The 17156-nt window shown below is 59.7% G+C and carries 17 protein-coding genes and 1 tRNA gene; 7 read left to right on the top strand and 11 right to left on the bottom strand.

From position 1 onward, the window contains the following. Window positions 1-3 precede the first annotated feature (3 nt). The 7 genes from BP737_RS05935 to BP737_RS05905 all read left to right on the top strand — a co-directional run bounded on the left by BP737_RS05935 (window position 4) and on the right by BP737_RS05905 (window position 8020). Complete coding sequence (locus BP737_RS05935; RefSeq protein ID WP_292406222.1) at window positions 4-2799, top strand: DNA topoisomerase I; 2796 nt, start codon at window positions 4-6, stop codon at window positions 2797-2799. Window positions 2800-2803: 4 nt separating this feature from the next. Further along, entirely contained in the window at window positions 2804-3496 is a 693-nt protein-coding gene (locus tag BP737_RS05930) for a phosphoglycerol geranylgeranyltransferase (protein ID WP_292406219.1), read from the top strand. A 3-nt stretch (window positions 3497-3499) separates the two neighbouring features. Next, window positions 3500-4198, top strand: coding sequence for an RNA methyltransferase (locus BP737_RS05925; protein ID WP_292406216.1), 699 nt, complete (start codon window positions 3500-3502; stop codon window positions 4196-4198). 22 nt (window positions 4199-4220) lie between these two features. After that, on the top strand, window positions 4221-4778 hold the full coding sequence (gene dcd / locus BP737_RS05920; RefSeq protein ID WP_292406213.1) for a dCTP deaminase: 558 nt from the start codon (window positions 4221-4223) through the stop codon (window positions 4776-4778). Between the two features lie 149 nt (window positions 4779-4927). Next, window positions 4928-6763: a threonine--tRNA ligase gene (locus tag BP737_RS05915; RefSeq protein ID WP_292406211.1), complete on the top strand. Its 1836-nt coding sequence runs from the start codon at window positions 4928-4930 to the stop codon at window positions 6761-6763. A gap of 123 nt (window positions 6764-6886) precedes the next feature. After that, complete coding sequence (locus BP737_RS05910; RefSeq protein ID WP_292406208.1) at window positions 6887-7447, top strand: acylphosphatase; 561 nt, start codon at window positions 6887-6889, stop codon at window positions 7445-7447. Between the two features lie 117 nt (window positions 7448-7564). After that, window positions 7565-8020 carry a ferritin-like domain-containing protein gene (locus BP737_RS05905; RefSeq protein ID WP_292406205.1) on the top strand — a complete coding sequence of 152 codons (456 nt, stop codon included), beginning with the start codon at window positions 7565-7567 and terminating at the stop codon, window positions 8018-8020. Window positions 8021-8105: 85 nt separating this feature from the next. Here BP737_RS05905 and BP737_RS05900 read toward each other — a convergent pair whose 3' ends face one another. The 11 genes from BP737_RS05900 to BP737_RS05850 all read right to left on the bottom strand — a co-directional run bounded on the left by BP737_RS05900 (window position 8106) and on the right by BP737_RS05850 (window position 16962). Next, window positions 8106-9290, bottom strand: coding sequence for a cation:proton antiporter (locus BP737_RS05900; RefSeq protein WP_292406202.1), 1185 nt, complete (start codon window positions 9288-9290; stop codon window positions 8106-8108). A gap of 185 nt (window positions 9291-9475) precedes the next feature. Beyond that, window positions 9476-9548 (bottom strand) — tRNA-Gln (locus tag BP737_RS05895). 134 nt (window positions 9549-9682) lie between these two features. Beyond that, on the bottom strand, window positions 9683-10837 hold the full coding sequence (gene tnpB, locus BP737_RS05890) for an IS200/IS605 family element RNA-guided endonuclease TnpB (RefSeq protein WP_292406199.1): 1155 nt from the start codon (window positions 10835-10837) through the stop codon (window positions 9683-9685). Between the two features lie 215 nt (window positions 10838-11052). Continuing rightward, window positions 11053-11292, bottom strand: coding sequence for a sulfurtransferase TusA family protein (locus BP737_RS05885; RefSeq protein ID WP_292406198.1), 240 nt, complete (start codon window positions 11290-11292; stop codon window positions 11053-11055). Then, window positions 11282-12148, bottom strand: coding sequence for a 4Fe-4S binding protein (locus tag BP737_RS05880; protein WP_292406196.1), 867 nt, complete (start codon window positions 12146-12148; stop codon window positions 11282-11284). The genes BP737_RS05885 and BP737_RS05880 overlap by 11 nt, the downstream gene beginning before the upstream one ends. Then, complete coding sequence (locus BP737_RS05875; RefSeq protein WP_292406193.1) at window positions 12145-12549, bottom strand: M67 family metallopeptidase; 405 nt, start codon at window positions 12547-12549, stop codon at window positions 12145-12147. The genes BP737_RS05880 and BP737_RS05875 overlap by 4 nt, the downstream gene beginning before the upstream one ends. Next, window positions 12546-13346: a HesA/MoeB/ThiF family protein gene (locus BP737_RS05870; protein WP_292406190.1), complete on the bottom strand. Its 801-nt coding sequence runs from the start codon at window positions 13344-13346 to the stop codon at window positions 12546-12548. Before BP737_RS05870 ends, BP737_RS05875 begins: the two co-directional genes overlap by 4 nt. Before the next feature lie 14 nt (window positions 13347-13360). After that, a complete protein-coding gene (locus BP737_RS05865; RefSeq protein ID WP_292406187.1) occupies window positions 13361-14593 on the bottom strand; it encodes an O-acetylhomoserine aminocarboxypropyltransferase/cysteine synthase family protein in 1233 nt (410 codons plus the stop codon). Further along, window positions 14590-14802 carry a sulfur carrier protein ThiS gene (gene thiS / locus BP737_RS05860; protein ID WP_292406185.1) on the bottom strand — a complete coding sequence of 71 codons (213 nt, stop codon included), beginning with the start codon at window positions 14800-14802 and terminating at the stop codon, window positions 14590-14592. Before thiS ends, BP737_RS05865 begins: the two co-directional genes overlap by 4 nt. A gap of 257 nt (window positions 14803-15059) precedes the next feature. Further along, window positions 15060-16214 carry a sulfate adenylyltransferase gene (gene sat / locus BP737_RS05855; protein ID WP_292406183.1) on the bottom strand — a complete coding sequence of 385 codons (1155 nt, stop codon included), beginning with the start codon at window positions 16212-16214 and terminating at the stop codon, window positions 15060-15062. A gap of 22 nt (window positions 16215-16236) precedes the next feature. Beyond that, entirely contained in the window at window positions 16237-16962 is a 726-nt protein-coding gene (locus BP737_RS05850; RefSeq protein ID WP_292406181.1) for a phosphoadenylyl-sulfate reductase, read from the bottom strand. Window positions 16963-17156 lie beyond the last annotated feature (194 nt).

Below are 17156 nucleotides of genomic sequence, written 5' to 3'. Positions count from 1 at the left end.
GCCATGCATCTGATCATCGCAGAGAAGAATATATCGGCAAACCGGATTGCCCAGATCCTCGCCGGCAACGAGAAGGTGAGGGCGGTCAAAGAAGGGAGCGTAACCACCTATTCCTTCGACACAAAGACGGTGGTGGGCCTCAAAGGGCACGTGGTGGAGGTCGACTTCGAGCCCGGCTACACGAACTGGCGTAGCGAGGTCCACACCCCGCGAAGCCTCATCGATGCAGGCACCGTCAAGAAGCCGACCGAGAAGAAGATCGTCAACCTCATCCAGAAACTCTCAAAGAAAGCGGACCTCGTTACTATCGCCACCGATTACGATACGGAAGGAGAACTTATCGGAAAGGAGGCCTACGAACTCGTCCGTGCGGTGAACCCCACGGTCAGGATCAACCGGGCCCGGTTCTCCGCGATAACCCCGGCGGAGATCCGGTCGGCTTTCGAGAGCCCGGCCGACCTCGACTTCGCGCTTGCGGCTGCCGGTGAGGCACGCCAGACGGTCGACCTGATGTGGGGAGCGTCGCTGACCCGGTTCATCAGCCTCGCGGCCCGGCGGGGCGGCAAGAACATCCTCTCCGTCGGCCGGGTCCAGAGCCCGACGCTTGCCATGATTGTCGACCGGGAGCGCGAGATCGAGAACTTCGTCCCCCAGACTTACTGGATGCTCTCGCTTGCGACCGAGAAGGACGGAGTGCCGGTGGAGGCGCGGCATACCGCCGGGCGGTTCACCGACCACGACGCGGCCCTCGCCGCCGAAGCAGGGACAAAGGAGCCGCTCGTGGTCACGGATGTAAAAGAGGGGCAGAAGACCGACCGGGCGCCGACGCCGTTCGACACCACGGCCTTCATCGTCGCGGCAAGCCGCCTGGGCCTCTCGGCGGCGAACGCGATGCGGATCGCCGAAGACCTCTACATGAACGGTTACATCTCCTACCCGAGAACCGACAACACGGTCTACCCGAAGTCCCTGAACCTGAACGGTATCCTTGAAGCGCTCAGGGGGGGGGCGTTCGATGCGGATATCGCCTGGGTACAGCAGCACCGGCGTCCGGTCCCGACGCGCGGCAAGAAGGAGAGCACCGACCACCCGCCGATCCACCCCACGGGCGCCGCCGCACGCGAGGCCCTCGGCTCCGACCGGTGGAAGGTCTACGAACTCGTTGTCCGGCGGTTTCTCGCGACCCTCTCCCCCGACGCGACGTGGGCGACCACCAAATGCCTCTTCGATGCGTCCGGCGAACCCTACACGGCAACGGGCGGACGGCTCGTCTCCGCCGGATGGCGCCGGGTCTACCCCTACTCGGAGGCGAAGGAGAATATCCTTCCAGCGTTCTCCCCGGGCGAACGCCTGCCGATTAAAAGCGTGAACCTTGAGGAGAAACAGACTCAGCCGCCGGCGCGCTACTCCCAGAGCCGGCTCATTCAGGTGATGGAGGAACTCGGCCTCGGCACGAAGAGCACCCGGCACGAAGTGATCGGCAAACTCGTCTCCCGCCGCTACGTGGAGGGGAACCCCCTCCGCCCGACGCTCGTCGGCAGAGCCGTCACGGAAGCGCTCGACAACCACGCGGAGACGATCACGGAGCCCGAGATGACCCGGACGCTTGAAGAGCACATGCAACTCATCAAGCAGAAGCAGCGCTCCCATAAAGACGTCGTCAACGAGTCCCGCGAGATGCTCCACCGGGTCTTTGACAAACTCGAGGAGCACGAGAAGGAGATCGGCGAGGAGATCATGGAGCAGACCGCCGAGGAGCATACCGTCGGCCCCTGCCCCGTCTGCGGCCGCGACCTCCGGATCCGACACCTCGGCGCCTCCCAGTTCATCGGCTGCACCGGCTACCCCGAGTGCCGGTTCAACATCAGCCTGCCCGGCAGCATCTGGGGACGGGCGATCCGGACGGAGGAGACCTGCCCGGAGCACGGGCTCTCCCACGTCCGCCTGATCCGGAAAGGCTCCCCCCCGTGGACGATAGGCTGTCCGCTCTGCAGCCACATCGCCTCGAACGTCGAGGCGCTCCGGATGATGCCCTCGATGACCGACGAACTCGTGCAGCGTCTGCACGCGCGCCATATCTACACGGTCTCCGAGATCGCGGGAATGCAGCCCGGCAACCTCACAGACGCCCTCGGTGTCGGAAGCGATGAGGCCGGACGACTCATAGAGGAGGCAAAAGACGCGCTGGATATCCTCCGGCGCCGATCGGAACTCCGGAAGTTCATCCGGAAGATCGTCCCCCCGAGGAAAGGCCGGAGCCACGCGAAGATCAACAAAAATCTCCTCGAACAGGGGATCGGCGACATCTCCGCGCTCTCCCGTGCGGACCCTGCGGTCCTGAAAAAGGCCGGCATCGGCGATGCGGCGGCAACGGAACTCCTCGAGGCGGCCCGCGCACTCTGCAACGAGCGCACCCTCCGGGAAGCAGGAGTTCCCGCGGTCAGCCTGAAGAAGTATCTGGCCGGAGAGGTCGGGAGCCCCGATGACTTCTGCTATCTCCCCATCCCCTACCTCTCAAGCAAAACCGCCATTAATCCGGAAACCGTACATAAGCATGTGGATATGGTCTGCAGGTACCTCGGACGCCCCACCCCGGCAAAGGTCACCAAAGCAGCGCTCGAACGCGGGCGGGAAGAACTGCTGGCGATTCCGGGCATCGGGGAGGCGACCGTGGAGAGGCTCTACCTTGCGGGCATCTACAACGCCGCGACGCTCCGTGAAGCCGACGCGGAGGCGGTCTCCTCCATCACCGGCATCCCGAAGGCCAGACTCCACGACTACATCAGCCATCTGAAGTGACACCATGCACGCGAACTGGAAGACCTGGGCACATGTGACGAAACTGGACCCCGACAAACACCTCCCGCGGAACGTCATCGAGGAGATCGCAACGAGCGGGACCGATGCCCTGATGCTCTCGGGCACCCTGAACGTGACGCAGGAGAACCTCTGCGAACTCCTGGACCAGGTCTCCTCCTACGGGCTGCCGCTTGTGGTGGAACCGGCAAGCCCCGACTGCGCCATCTTCAACGGGGCGATCGACCACCTCTTTGTGCCGAGCGTGATGAACGCAAACGACGTCCGCTGGATCGTCGGGAAACACCACGCCTGGCTCCGTCACGCGAGCGGCATCGACTGGGAGATGGTGGTGCCCGAGGCCTACATCGTCCTCAACCCGAACTCCGCCGTCGGGCGGGTGACGGGGGCGGACTGCAGTCTCTCGGGGGAGGATGTGGCCGCATTCGCGGAGGTGGCGGATCGGTACTTCCGGTTCCCGATCGTCTACATCGAGTACAGCGGGACTTACGGAGACCCAAAAATTGTGCAGGCGGCAGCCGATGCGGTTGAGAACGCTACCCTCTACTACGGCGGCGGGATCCGTTCGGCGGAGCAGGCGGCGGAGATGGGCCGCATCGCCGACACGATCGTCATTGGAAATGCAGTCTACGAGGAAGGGATCGATGTGCTCCGGGCGACGGTTCGAGCGATACAGTGAGATATGCCTGAAGTCTCAATCGTCCTGGTCGAGCCCCTCTACGACGGGAATATCGGGTTTACCGCCCGGGTTATGAAGAACTTCGGATTCACCCGGCTGGTGCTGGTCAACCCCTGTCCGCTCGGCGACGACGCGGTCATGCGCGCTTCTCATGCCCGCGACGTCCTCGACAACGCCCGCTGGATGACGGTCGACGAGGTCTACCGGGAGTTCGACTTCGTGGTCGCGACGACCGGCGAGGTCAGCAAATCGGTCTGCACCCCGATGCGGCTGCCCTACTACACCCCGACGGAAGTCAGGGAGACCGTCGCCGACATAGACGGAACGGTCGCGATCCTCTTCGGGCGGGAGAATTGGGGGCTTTCAAACGAGGAACTGAAACGGGCAAACCTCATCTGCACCATCCCGACCTCGGAGGTCTACCCGATCCTCAACCTCTCTCACGCAGTGGGCATCCTCTGCTACGAACTTGCAAACCTGCCCCGTGGGACCTACCCCCTCGCGGGACCCACCGAGATGGAGTCGCTCTACCGGCACCTCGATGCGTTCCTCGACCGGATCGATCACCCGGACTTCAAGCGGGAGAACACAATGATCCTCATTCACCGGGTGCTCGGCCGGACGAAACTGACCACCCGCGAGGTGAGCACGCTTCACGGGCTGATGCGCCGGACGGAGTGGCATCTCGAAAACAAAGAATAGTTTGCGGGAGAGATCTAGAAGAATGATTCTTGTCGACTGGCAGATCGAAGACCGCATCAGGCATGGGTATATCAAGGTGAATCCCTACGACCCCGGCCTGATCCAGCCCAATTCCCTCGATATCAGACTCGGTTCCCACTTCGTCTGGTATGTTCCGGGAGACTCCGTGATCGACCCCTATGAAAAAGAGAGCGTCTGCTCGAACACCGAGCAGACGGTGGCCGACTCAATCGTCCTTCGCCCCGGGCAATTTCTCCTCGCCGAGACCCTGGAGACGATCGAGCTCCCCGACGATGTCGTGGCGAGCATCGAAGGGAAGAGCAGCATCGCGCGCCTCGGGATTGAACTCCACCAGACGGGCGGCTGGATTGATGCAGGGTTTCGAGGAACGATCACCCTCGAGATGTGCAACGTGAACGCCCGGCCGGTGCGGGTTTACGCGGGGATGCCGATCGGACAACTGGTATTCTACCGCACGGACCGTGCCGCGCGCCCGTACAACATGAAGAAGGACGCGAAGTACATGGACCAGCAGCAGGCGACCCTCTCCCGCTACCATGAGAACGCGCGCCGCGCGTGATTCACGTCGCCGACAATCGGACAAAGCCGCACCCCGCCGCCCCATCCGGCGGGGAGGAAACGGGCGGGATGCTCCATGATCTCACCCGAAGAGCATTATGCACTATATAGCAGGAAAACAGATATTAAACGGTTCAACTGGGGATAGCAATGCGACTTCTTCTAATCCACTCTGATCATATCGAATACGAGACCCGGAAGAAGACGAAGGTCGCCGAAGAGAACGTCGTCCCAAAAGACGCTCTCGATGAGGCCCTCACCGTCTTCTGCGCGGTTGAGTCCGTCGACGAGGAGAACATCGAGGATGCCGTCAGGCAGGCGGTAGACGAGATTGTCGCCACCGCCGGGCAGCTCGGCACTACCAATATCATGATCTACCCCTATGCCCACCTCTCCGCCGACCTTGCATCGCCGGAAGCGGCGGTGAGCGCTCTCCGGGGTATCGAGGACGCCCTCGCGAGGAAGGGCGGCTTTGTTGTGAAGCGCGCACCGTTCGGTTGGTACAAGGCCTTCTCGATCTCCTGCAAGGGCCACCCGCTCTCGGAACTCTCCCGGACGATCGTACCCGGTGAAGGAGCGGCCGCCGAAAAGAAAGAGATCGAGCACGAGTTCTTTGTCCTCACGCCCGAAGGGGAACGCAAAAACGTGGACGACTACCTGAAAGAGGACACGCGTTTTGCCTCCCTGATCAGGAAAGAACTCGGCCATCCGGGGCAGGAGGGAGGCGAGCCGGTTCACGTGGACCTGATGCGCGGGAAGGAACTCGTGGATTACGAGCCGCGTTCGGACGTCGGGAACCTCCGCTGGATGCCCCGGGGCAAGTTGATCCGGGACCTCCTCAGCGACTACATCCTTGCGCGGGTGCTCGATTACGGCGGAATGCCCGTGGAGACCCCGGTGATGTACGACCTCGGCGATAAGGCGATCTCGGAACACGCCGCCAAGTTCGGGGAGCGGCAATATCGGTTCAGGAGCGGCAATCGCGACATGATGCTCCGGTTCGCGGCGTGCTTCGGGATGTTCTGCACCATGCACGACATGCATATCTCGCCGAACACCCTCCCGATGAAGCTCTATGAACTCTCAACCTACTCGTTCCGGCACGAGCAGAAGGGCGAAGTTATCGGGTTGAAGCGCCTCCGCGCCTTCACGATGCCCGATATGCACACCCTCTGCCGCGACGTGGACGACGCGCTCGCGAGCTTTGAGGAACAGCTCGCAATTGGCTGGCAGAGCGGTGTGGACCTTGAAACCCCGCTCGTGGGAGCCTTCCGATGCACCCGGGACTTCTTCGACCAGTACGAACTCTGGGTAAAGGAGATTGTTGCAAAGTCGGGTGTGCCGATGCTCATTGAGCTCCTCTCGGAGCGGAGCCACTACTGGATAGCAAAGGTCGATCTTGCGGCGATCGACGCACAGGGGAGACCCATCGAGAACCCGACGGTCCAGATCGACGTCGAGAGTGCGGACCGGTTCGACATCAAGTATTACACCCCGGAGGGCGCCGAGGTCCACCCCCCGATCCTCCACTGTTCGCCGACGGGCTCGCTTGAGCGGGTGATCTGCGCGATGCTCGAAAACACCGCTACAGAGGAGGTCCCCTCGTTCCCGACCTGGCTCGCCCCGACCCAGGTCAGGCTGGTGCCGGTGGCGGGAAGGCATGTCTGCTTTGCCGAAGAGATCGGCACCCGCCTGAACGCCGCCGGCCTCCGGGCGGACGTCGACGACCGGGACGAGAGCGTGAACAAGAAGGTCCGCGAAGCCGGGATGGACTGGGTGCCCTACGTTGCGGTGATCGGAGACCAGGAGGCCGAGACCGGCCGGCTCACGGTCACCGTTCGGAGACTCTCGGAGAATAAGAAGCCCTACAAAGAGTCGATGAGCGAAGACGAACTCATCCAGGCGGTGAAGATGGAGACCACCGGAAAGCCCTTCCGCCCGCTCTACACCCCGAGGCTCCTCTCCAAAAAGCCTCGGTTCATCTAACCAACTTTTTTTCGCGGGGCCGCCCTGGGGGTCTCGCGACGCGACAACACGATCTCCTCCCATGATCCGCCACCGGGCAGTCGGAGGAAACTATTTAAGTCGACCGTTCTTAAGTTCATTCTGATGAAACGGTTTTCTGCCATTGCAGCGGGGCGCGTGCAAAGGGTTGGATTTCGGGAACATGTCTACAAAGAGACGTTTGAAAAGGATATCACCGGATATGTAAAGAATCTCGACACCGGAAAGGTCGAGATCGTCGCGGAGGGAAGCGAAGAGGACCTTCGCGCCCTCGCAAACGCGATCAATATCATTCGCTACCCTATTGCGGTCAAGTCATTCACCATCAAATGGCAGGAGGCTACCGGGGAGTACACGAGTTTTGAGATCATCCGCGGGGATATCCAGGAGGAGATATTTGAGCGGATAGATTATGCCGGCACAATCATGCATCAAACGCTGGAGAACTCTGAACTGAGTTTGAAGAAACAGGATCAGATGCTGGATAAACAGGACCGGATGCTGGATAAACAGGACCAGATGCTTCAGGTTGGTATTGAGACGAAAGAAGAGATTGCAGCGCTCCGGAAAGATACCGGGAAATATCTTGACGACGAATTCAAAGAGATCAAAAAAGAGCTCACCTCCATTAAGAATGCCCTTGCCCGGGCAGGCATCCAGGTCTGAATCCCGATACTTTTTTCCGCAGGTTCTCACGTGCATACCGCCCCTGTGCTTGCGCGGGTACCCGGCCCGAACAATCTTTAAATGCCTCAAATGCTACTCTCCACCGGTGCATGAACCATGGATGCCGAAGAGTATCGTTCTATCATATCAAACGCCATCGACAGGGAGATTGAAGCGTACACCTTCTACCGGACGGTCAGAGAGAAGGTCAGGGATGAGAACCTGAAAAACCTCTTCAACGAACTTGCCGGGGAGGAGAGCAAACACAGAAAGACCCTCGAGGGCTTTCTCGCAAAAGAGCCCGGGGAACTCGGGTTCAACACGAAGCGGGACTACAAAGTCGCCGACATCCTGGAGGCTCCTCCGCTCTCGGCCGACTTAAAGCCGCTCGACGGTCTCGTCATCGCGATCAGGAAGGAGCTCGACGCGATGCAGATGTACACCCAGCTGGCAGGCCTCAGCGTGGACCCGGAGCAGATCGAGCTCTTCGAGAGCCTCGCCTCGATGGAGCGGGGCCACAAAGCGCGCCTCGAGGACATCTACACCAACATGGCGTTCCCGGAAGCCTGGTGAGGCAGAGGGGCGCGTCCCCACCTTTTTTTCCGGCCGGGAAGAGAAGAATAAGAGATTTTGAGAAAAGAATGCAGGGCTACCTGCATCACTCAGTGGTACTACAGTATGCACCCTTGAAGAACCAGCTCCGATAGATGATCGGGGTTATGAGGGTGGTCAGCAGACTCATCACGACACACGCCACGAAGATCCCCTGGTCGATGAAACCGGAATTCAGGCCGATCAACGCGACGATCATCGTCACCTCTCCCCGCGCCGCCATCCCGAACCCGACGATGAGGGAATCTTCCCGGCACATCCCCATCACCCGGGCCGGTAGACCGCACCCGATGATCTTGGTGACAAGGGCAACCACGGTCAGCGCCGCCGTGAAGAGAGCGATCTCGGATGTGAGCGCCTGAAGATCGACGAGAATACCCAGCGATATGAAGAAGATCGAGGCAAAAACAATCTGGAAATACTCGGCGCCCTCTGTGACGCTCCTGCTCTGGCGGATCTCGACGCCGCTGAAGGCGACCCCGGCAAGGAATGCACCGACGATCCCCGATAAGCCCACCATGTCGGCGAGCATCGCGTAGAGGAACGCCAGCATCAGGGCAAAGACGAAGACAAAACCGGGAAATTTCCGGGCCAGAACCGATGTGTCCATCCGCTGGATGAGTCTCCGCACGCCGAGGACCCCGATGCCGCCGGCGACGACGACAAAGCCCAGAGCCTGAACGACCGTTATGGCGAGCGCCTCCACCGAAACTCCCCCGCTCACCAGGTCCATGGAGACGGAGAGCGCGAGCAAGGAGAGGACATCGTCGATGACGGCGGCACCGATGATCGCCTTCGCGGCATCGGTCTGGAGCATGCCGATCTCCTTGAGGACGTTTGCGGTGATGGCGGTACTCGTCGCGGTCAGTGCCGCGCCGACGAAGACCGCAGTTGCAAAGTCAAACCCGAAGAGAACGGAAGTGGCATAGCCACCTATCCACGGGACGACCACGCCGAAGAAGGCGATGACGCCGTTGCGCAACTTGAGGATGTCCTTGATGTCGAACTCGAACCCGATGGCGAAAAGGAGGATGATCGCTCCCATGTGGGCCAGACTCGCGACAAAGTCCGTGTAAGTGATCCAGCCGAGCGCACTCGGTCCTACCAGAACTCCCACGAGAATAGCGCCGATCGTCGCCGATTGGTTGATCCTGGATGCCAGAAGGTAGCCTGCAAGCGCAAGGAAGAGGAGGAGGCTCAACTGGAACTCGATAGATAAGGCGCTTTCCATTATTACCATAACTGGGCGATGATGCCTTAAGAAATATGTGGACCTCACGGGAGTTGCAAGGCAATCTCGCTGATAACGGTGCGAGGGATACTCCCCAAAAAATCGTGTTTATAGTGCCGAAAGGGGACAACGCGCGCCAGGAGAATTGTTGCGCCGCAGCAAGGGATTTAAACTCCGTGTCCTTATACCCCCGACCAGATTCGAACTGGTGTCGCCGGATCCAAAGTCCTGCATGATTGACCACTACACTACGGGGGTATGCTCAAGTCCTTCGGGTGAATACACTTTACAAGTTTTCTTCTCAGAAAACTTGCTCTACTCCATTTGGCGTAGAAGATAATAAAGTGAATTACCCGCGCCTTTTGGGCGGGGCTTCCTGTTTCATCCTCCCTCTACTGAGGCAAGTCCACAGGCTCGACGGCGCGTTCCGCACCTGCTACCCCGACAAGGTTCTGTTCTTGCAGGGCGAACTTCTTGATATTGATCGCTGCGTTGATATCGCAGTCGTGATGAGTGCCGCAGTCGGGACAGATCCATTCTCTCTCAGAGAGAATTAGATCCCGCTTGAGATACCCACATTTACTGCATATTTTTGAGGAGGGGTCAAACCGCCCGATCGAGAGGAGGGTCTTCCCGTACTTCCGGCACTTGTAATCCAGCATCGCAAAGAATGCACTCCACGATACATCGCCAATACTCTGTGCCAATTTATGGTTTTTCTGCATTCCAGCAACGTTTAACGATTCCACTGCTATGGCTTGATTCTCACTCACGACTCGATTAGAGAGTTTGTGCAGGAAATCGTTCCTCTGGTTTGCAACCTTCTCATGACATCGGGCTAATTTTTGAATCGCTTTCTGTCGGTTCTTTGATCCTTTCACTTTTCGTGAGACGCGTCGCTGCAACACTTCCAGGCGCTGGAGGGAGTTCTTCAAGTGCCGAGGGTTCTCAACCTTCTCTCCAGTCGAGAGGGTTGCAAAGTCCGTTAACCCGACATCGATCCCAAGGGTGGTATCCAGCGTAAACGGTACGGGTTCCGGTGTTGCTGCTCCATCATCAACGAGAATGCTGACAAACCATTTCCCGGTTGAAGTCACAGAGACCGTGACGTACTTCATCTTCCCGGTGAAGATCCGGTGGAAAACGGTCTTGATCTCGCCGATCTTCGGGAGTTTGATCCGACGCCGCCCGAAATCCACCGCGTAATGCTGAGGCACCTGAAAGGACTGTACCGGATTCTTCTTTGACTTGAACTTTGGAAATCCCTTTTTCTTCCGGAAGAACCGGGTGAACGCGTTGTCGAGGTTCTTGTTCGCGCTCTGAAGCGATTGGGAGTTGATCTCCTTGAGCCACGGGTGTTCTTCTTTGAGGGCGGGAAGATGATTGTTCATGTCAAAACAGGAGAGTTTACGCCCTTCCTGCTCGTATGCCCGGATCTTCTGCTCCAGAGAATGGTTGTACACAAACCGACAGGCATGGATGTGTCTCATGAGGAGCGGAATCTGTGTCCGAGTAGGGTACATCCGATACTTGTAGGCGTGGAGCATACAAACAATATTGAACCTTATAATAATATATGGTTTTTGCTAATCTCTCCGGGAACATGACGAAGGGTGGGGGCTTCCCGCTCCGCCCCCTTCACCCCCGCAAGATAAACATCTTCACTAAAAGTCGATCCGCTCAAGCGAGGGCGGCGGTTATACCCACCGGGTCCCCGGCGTGAGATTCAGGGGATGCCGGGAGGGAGACCTCCCAAACCGGCTTACCTTCCGCCCTTCTCGATAACGACCCGGAACGACTCGCCAAGAGGCTCGACCTTCACGATCCGGTGCCCCTCTTCCTTCACGCTCCGGGGGACATTCAGCATGGCCGAACCCTCGTCGAGGATGACCTCCAGCAGATCGCCCGGTTCAAGGTCCTCAAGGGCGAGCTTTGTCTTCACAAAGTTCATGGGGCAGACGACGCCTGCAAGGTCCACCCGTTTTTTTACCTCATCTCCCATTCAGGATCGCCTCACTTACGACATCCGGACCGATTCGATCGATCATGTGCCCGAAACGCTCCTTCTTCCGCCCCATTCTGCGGTAGTAATCGATAGCGTTGCCCACGAGTTCATAGAGACGCTCCTTTGACTCGATCAGCCCGCCGAGCCGGGTTGCGAGCCGGGGAACCTTTCCCATGGTACCGCCGATCCAGAGGATATACCCTCTTGAGACGACCACCCATGCGCCCGCCGGGCAGCTCGATGTGCAGATGCTGCAGTTGATGCACAGAGAAAGATCGACCACGTATTCGTCGCCGGCCTTCTCTATCGCGTGCGTCGGGCAGATGTTCACACAGAGGCCGCAGTCGGTGCACGAGGACGCCATCCACCCGGGAACGATCCCGCCCATGACCCCGATGTCGTTCTCGGTCGCCTTCGCACAGTTGTGCGGGCAGCCGGTGACGGCCATCTTGAACTTGTGAGGCGTCTCCTCCCGGAACCAGGTGCGGTCGAGCCGGGCAGCAACCTCCTTCGTATCGATGATCCCCCACCGGCACGTCCGGGCCCCCGGGCAGCCGGTGACGATCCGGATTCTCGGGCCGCAGGCCCCCATCGCTACGCCGACCGACTCCAGTTCGGCCCTTGCGGCCTCAAGGTTTGTATGATGCACGTTGTGGATCTCGATCCCCTGCCGTGTAGAGCAGTGGATCTGGCCCGTCCCGTACTTCACTGCGACCTCCGCGATCTTCTGCATCTGTTCGGCGGTAAAATCACCGGCCACAGCGTGGAGGCGCAGTGCGAAGTATTCCTTCTGTTTCTGCTGGATCATCCCGACTTTCTTGAAAGCCGCGATATCGAAAACTTTGTCCGTCATAGGTTCTCCCCCATAATTGTCAGCTGCTCCTCCTCGACCGCTCCCTGTCGGATGCGAAACCCTCCAATAGACCTCGCGCCGCCATGCAGCGAGACTATCACATACACGACCGTCGGGTCGTACGCGAGCCGGATATCCTCGGCGGAGGGCCTCGCAGGCGAGGCAGGATGGCTGTGATAGACCCCAACGATGCTCAGACCCTCGTTCCGCACCGTCTTCAGGACCGAGAACTGCTCCTCCGGGTCGAACGCAAAATGCTCCTCGCTCCGATCGATGTTTCTCATCGCATAGCGGCGCACGACGCGCTCCCCAAAGCTGGCTAGGTAGCCGCAGGCCTCGATCGGGGCTTCTTTCTCCGCGTGAGCATACATCTCCTCCACGATTTCGGCCGGCAGGATCATCGTTTCAACCCGCAGATCTTCTGTTCGTAATCGATGAGCGACGTGATGGTCGGGTGCTCGCCGCAGACCGGGCAGGACGGGTCCCGTTTAACCTTCACCTCGCGGAAACTCATGGGCAGGGCATCGAAGATCAGGAGCCGGTCGGTCAGCAGATCTCCGACGCCGAGGAGATATTTCAGCGTCTCGACGGCCTGCAGGGTTCCAATGGTCCCGGCCATCGCGCCGAGCACGCCTGCCTCTGCGCAGCTTGGGACCGCGCCTGCGGGAGGCGGGGCGGTAAAGACGCACCGGTAACAGGCGCTCGAATAAGGCCGGACCGTCATCATCTGCCCGTTGAACCTCAGGATGCCGGCGTGAGAGAACGGTATCTTCTGGAGGACACAGGCGTCGTTGATGAGGAATTTGGCCGCAAAGTTGTCTGTACCGTCGATGACAAAATCGTAGCCCGAGATGATCTTCCTCGCATTCTTCGCCCGTATCATCTCGGGATGAACCCGCACTTCAACGTCCGGGTTGAGCCGGGCAATCTTTGCCTTTGCAGAGTCCGCTTTCCCTGTGCCGACGTCATCCGTGAAGTGAATGATCTGCCGCTGAAGATTGGTCAGGTCGACCCTGTCGCCGTCGGCAATCCCGATCGTCCCGACGCCGGCCGCTGCCAGATAGAGGGCAGCGGGAGAACCAAGGCCCCCCGCACCGACAATCAGGACTTTTGAATCTAAAAGTCGCTCCTGTCCCTTACCGCCGATCTCGGTTAAGATGATATTCCTGCTGTAGCGTTCGATCTGGTCTTCTCTCATGGTCCACCTGTAATTTAGATTCCGGCCAATGCCTGCCGGAGATCGGCAATGATGTCGTCCGGGTCCTCGATCCCGACCGAGAGCCGGATGATCGTATCGTCCACGCCCATGGCCTTCTGCTCCTCTGCGGTGAATTCCACGTAGATCGTCGTCGACGAATGCAGCGCAAGAGACTTGTTGTCGCCGAGGTTCGACGACCGCCGCATGAGCCGGAGCCGGTTCAGGAACCGGAAGCAGGAGGCCTTGTCGGGGAGCGAGAACGCGAGGACCCCCCCGTACCTCCCGTCAAACTGCCGGTTCGCCAGATCATGATACGGCGAGGAGGGGAGGCCCGGATAGTCGACCGATCTCACCGCATCCTCTCCGGCCAGGAACTCCGCTATAGCCCGGGCGTTTTCGCAGACGCGCTCCATGCGCAGGGCGAGCGTCTCGAGGCCGAGGCTCTGAAGATAGGCGTCGTAGGGGGACATGCAGCTCCCGGTATCGCGGTACACCTCCTTCCTCAGCCGGGCGATGAACGCCATCTCACGGAACCGGTGATACCCTTCGAGGGCCGGTACCGCCGACCAGTCGAAGGTACCGAGGTCGACGATAGCCCCGCCCATGCTCGTCGCTCCCCCGGAGATGTACTTCGTCGTCGAATGAAGGGCGATGTCTGCTCCGTGTCGCTTCGCGGAGAAGAGATACGGCGTCGTCGCGGTGCTGTCGGCGATCAGGACAAGTCTGTGAGCTCGTGCGATCCGGGAGACCTCCGCAAAATCGGGGACGACCGTGCGGGGATTGGAGATCGTCTCAAGGAAGATCGCCCGTGTCTGTCCATCGATAGCCGCTTCTATTGCATCCGGATCGTCGATCGGCACGAACCGGGTCTCGATACCGAGCGGGGAGAGGACGTTTCGGAAGAGAGAGAACGTCCCCCCGAAGAGCGATGAGGAGGAGACGATGTTATCCCCTGCCGCGAGCAGGGTGAGGAGCGTGGTCGAGATTGCCGCCATGCCCGAGGAGACCGCAACCGATCCGAGTCCGTCCTCGAGTAACGCCATCTTCTTCTCAAAGGCATCGACGGTGGGATTCGCGATCCGCGAGTACGCAAACGCGGCCTTCCTGCCGGAGAACGTCGCCCCCATCGCCTCGGCGGACTCGAAGTCATGTGCCACCCCTGCGTAGATGGGAAACTGGAGGGCGCGACGGGGTTCGGTCCCCGGGCCGGCACCATGAATCGCCCGTGTCGAGAAACCCGGACTCATGAAAGCGAGCCGCCTCCCACGAAATAGAGGAACTCAATGACGTCGCCTTCCCGGACGACGACCGTTGGAAATTCGGACCGATTGAGGATGGTCCCATTGTGCTCGACGGAGACCATATCGGGAGACTCTACGTTACACGCCGCGAGCAGATCGCGGACTGTCATCTCAGACGCTATCTCTTCTTCATTTCCATTAATGGTAATTTTCATGGATTTATTCCCTCGTGTGAATTGCAGGGATGGTCCATCCGGAAGATCCGGGGTGACCCGACTGAAACGATCCGGAAGGACCCCCGCCCGGCAGAGAGACGAGCAGGGCAGGCGGTGCCGTTCATAGGACCGTGCATGGTGTATCATTTCGGCGGAGATCATTTATAGAGACATTTCCCGGCAATAATCTCCTCAATCTCCGCCGAAGAAGCATTTAACTCGCGGGAGGGGGAGGGCGAAGCGAAACGTCCCCGGCCTCACTTTAAGCCCGCTTCAAGGTACGGCCTGTACTTGACGAGAAGGTCCGCGAGCTCGGGGCGCATCACCTCAATGGGGGGCTGCTCTCCGGCGACGATCATCTTTCGGATCTGGGTCATGCTGACACGGGAGTGATCCGACTCCGGGTGGCCGCAGGTCTTCTCCGTTACCATGCTCCGGCACTTGCGGCAGTAATACGACTCCCGGAAGAGCATCGCTTCAATACCGAGATCGAGGTTCCGGAAGAGCGCGTGGGCGCCGTAGGGATCGTAGTAGTTTCCGACGCCGGCGATGTCCCTGCCGACGATGAAGTGCGTGCATCCGTAATTTTTTCGGATGATCGCGAGGAAGACCGCCGCCCTGGGCCCCGCGTAGCGCATCGAGATCGCGAGCGGCGCGAGGAAGACCCGGGACTTCGGATAGTAGTGATCGACGAGATACTGGTAACTCTCGATGACGGCCTCGGCGGGGAAGTCGTCCTTTTTGAGTTCGCCGACGACCGGGTGGATGAAGAGGCCGTCGACCTGTTCGAGGGCGCAGCGCTGGATGTACTCGTGAGCCACGTGCGGGGGGTTCCGGGTCTGGAACGCGACGACGGTCTCCCACCCGCGCCGGTCGAACTCCTCTCGTGTCTCTTCAGGGGTGAGTTCGTCGGCGCCGGAGACCCGGTTGATGAGATCGATTGGACCGGAAAAGATCGTATCCCCGGCATTCCGGAGTATCTTTACATCGGGATGTGCATCCTCCGTCGTCCCGTAGACCCGGCGGGCGAACTCCGTCTTGTCGAAGGGGAACTTTTCCTCAACGTGGAGCACCGCGATCGGCTCTCCGTGATACAGGAGCACCGGACTGTCGCCGACATGGATATCGCCGAGTCCCGGGTTTTCGGCGATTCGCGGGGCAAGAATGATCGGGATGGTCCACGTAAGACCGTTCTTCAGCCGGGACCGGGCGAGGACGCCTGAGTAGTCCGCTTCGCCCATGAAACCGGTGAGGGGGGAGAACGCTCCGATCGCAATCTTCTCGGCGTCGAGCGCGCCCTGCGTATCAACAGCGATGGTCTTTCTGCCGTCGATCCCGGCGAGGATCTCTCGCCGGGCAGCGTCTGAAAGGACGCGGTTGACGAGCGTGCCGCCGTAAGGTAAGGCTGTCATGAAATATCGCACCTCGTCCGATCTACTTACTGAAGTTCAGGTGGAGGCCGCACTCTTTCTTGGCATCGTCTTCCCACCACCAGCGGCCCTTCCGCGGGTTTTCGCCTTTCCGGATGGGTCTCGTGCAGGCGGCGCAGCCGATGCTGACATACCCCTGGTCAAGGAGCGGGTTGTACGGAACATCGTTCTGTTTGATGTACGCGAGTATCTGATCGCCGGTCCAGTCGGCAAGGGGATTTACCTTGACAAGCCCGCCGTTGACGTGGTCGATCTCAACTTTGGCGATACCCGAACGGGTCGGCGCCTGCTCGCGGCGGAGCCCGGTGACCCACGCGTCGAGCGGCGCAAGAGCACGCCGGAGCGGTTCGACTTTCCTGACGTGGCAGCATTCCACACGGGCCTCGCTGCTGGAATAGAAGAGGTTAATTCCCTTCTCGTTGACCATGGCCTCGACTGCCGCTGTGTCCGGAAAGAAGATCTCGACCGGGATCGAATACTTCTCTTCGATTCTTTCCATGAGCGTGTAGGTCTCCTGATGAAGCCTTCCGGTATCGATCGTGAAGACCCGGATATCGGCACCGGATTTCGCGATGAGATCGATCAGAACGACGTCTTCGAGGCCGAAACTGGAGGCAAGAGCGATCTTTCCCTTGAACTTCTCTCCCGCCCAATGCAGGACTTCTTTTGGGGTTGCCCGTTCGAACTCTTCCGCGAACTTCTTCGCTTCTGTTTCAGGTAATCTGGCCATGTGTGATCCAGATAACGTTGACGGGCGCGTCCTAAATACATGAAGAAGATGGCAACCTTTGCCGCCAAATGAGGGGAATTCGCGGGAGGAATGGGGGACGGATACGTGAAGAGTGCCGCTTGCGACCCTTAAATCCAGGGCCGAACGGCACCGTTGGTTCCCATATGTCGGTAGTGGACCATTGCACCTAACAT

The organism is Methanoculleus sp. UBA291 (genome assembly GCF_002499755.1).
GTDB classification, from domain to species: domain Archaea; phylum Halobacteriota; class Methanomicrobia; order Methanomicrobiales; family Methanoculleaceae; genus Methanoculleus; species Methanoculleus palmolei.
Note: the sequence above shows the minus strand (reverse complement) of the source record. Positions and strands in the feature narration are given on the sequence as shown.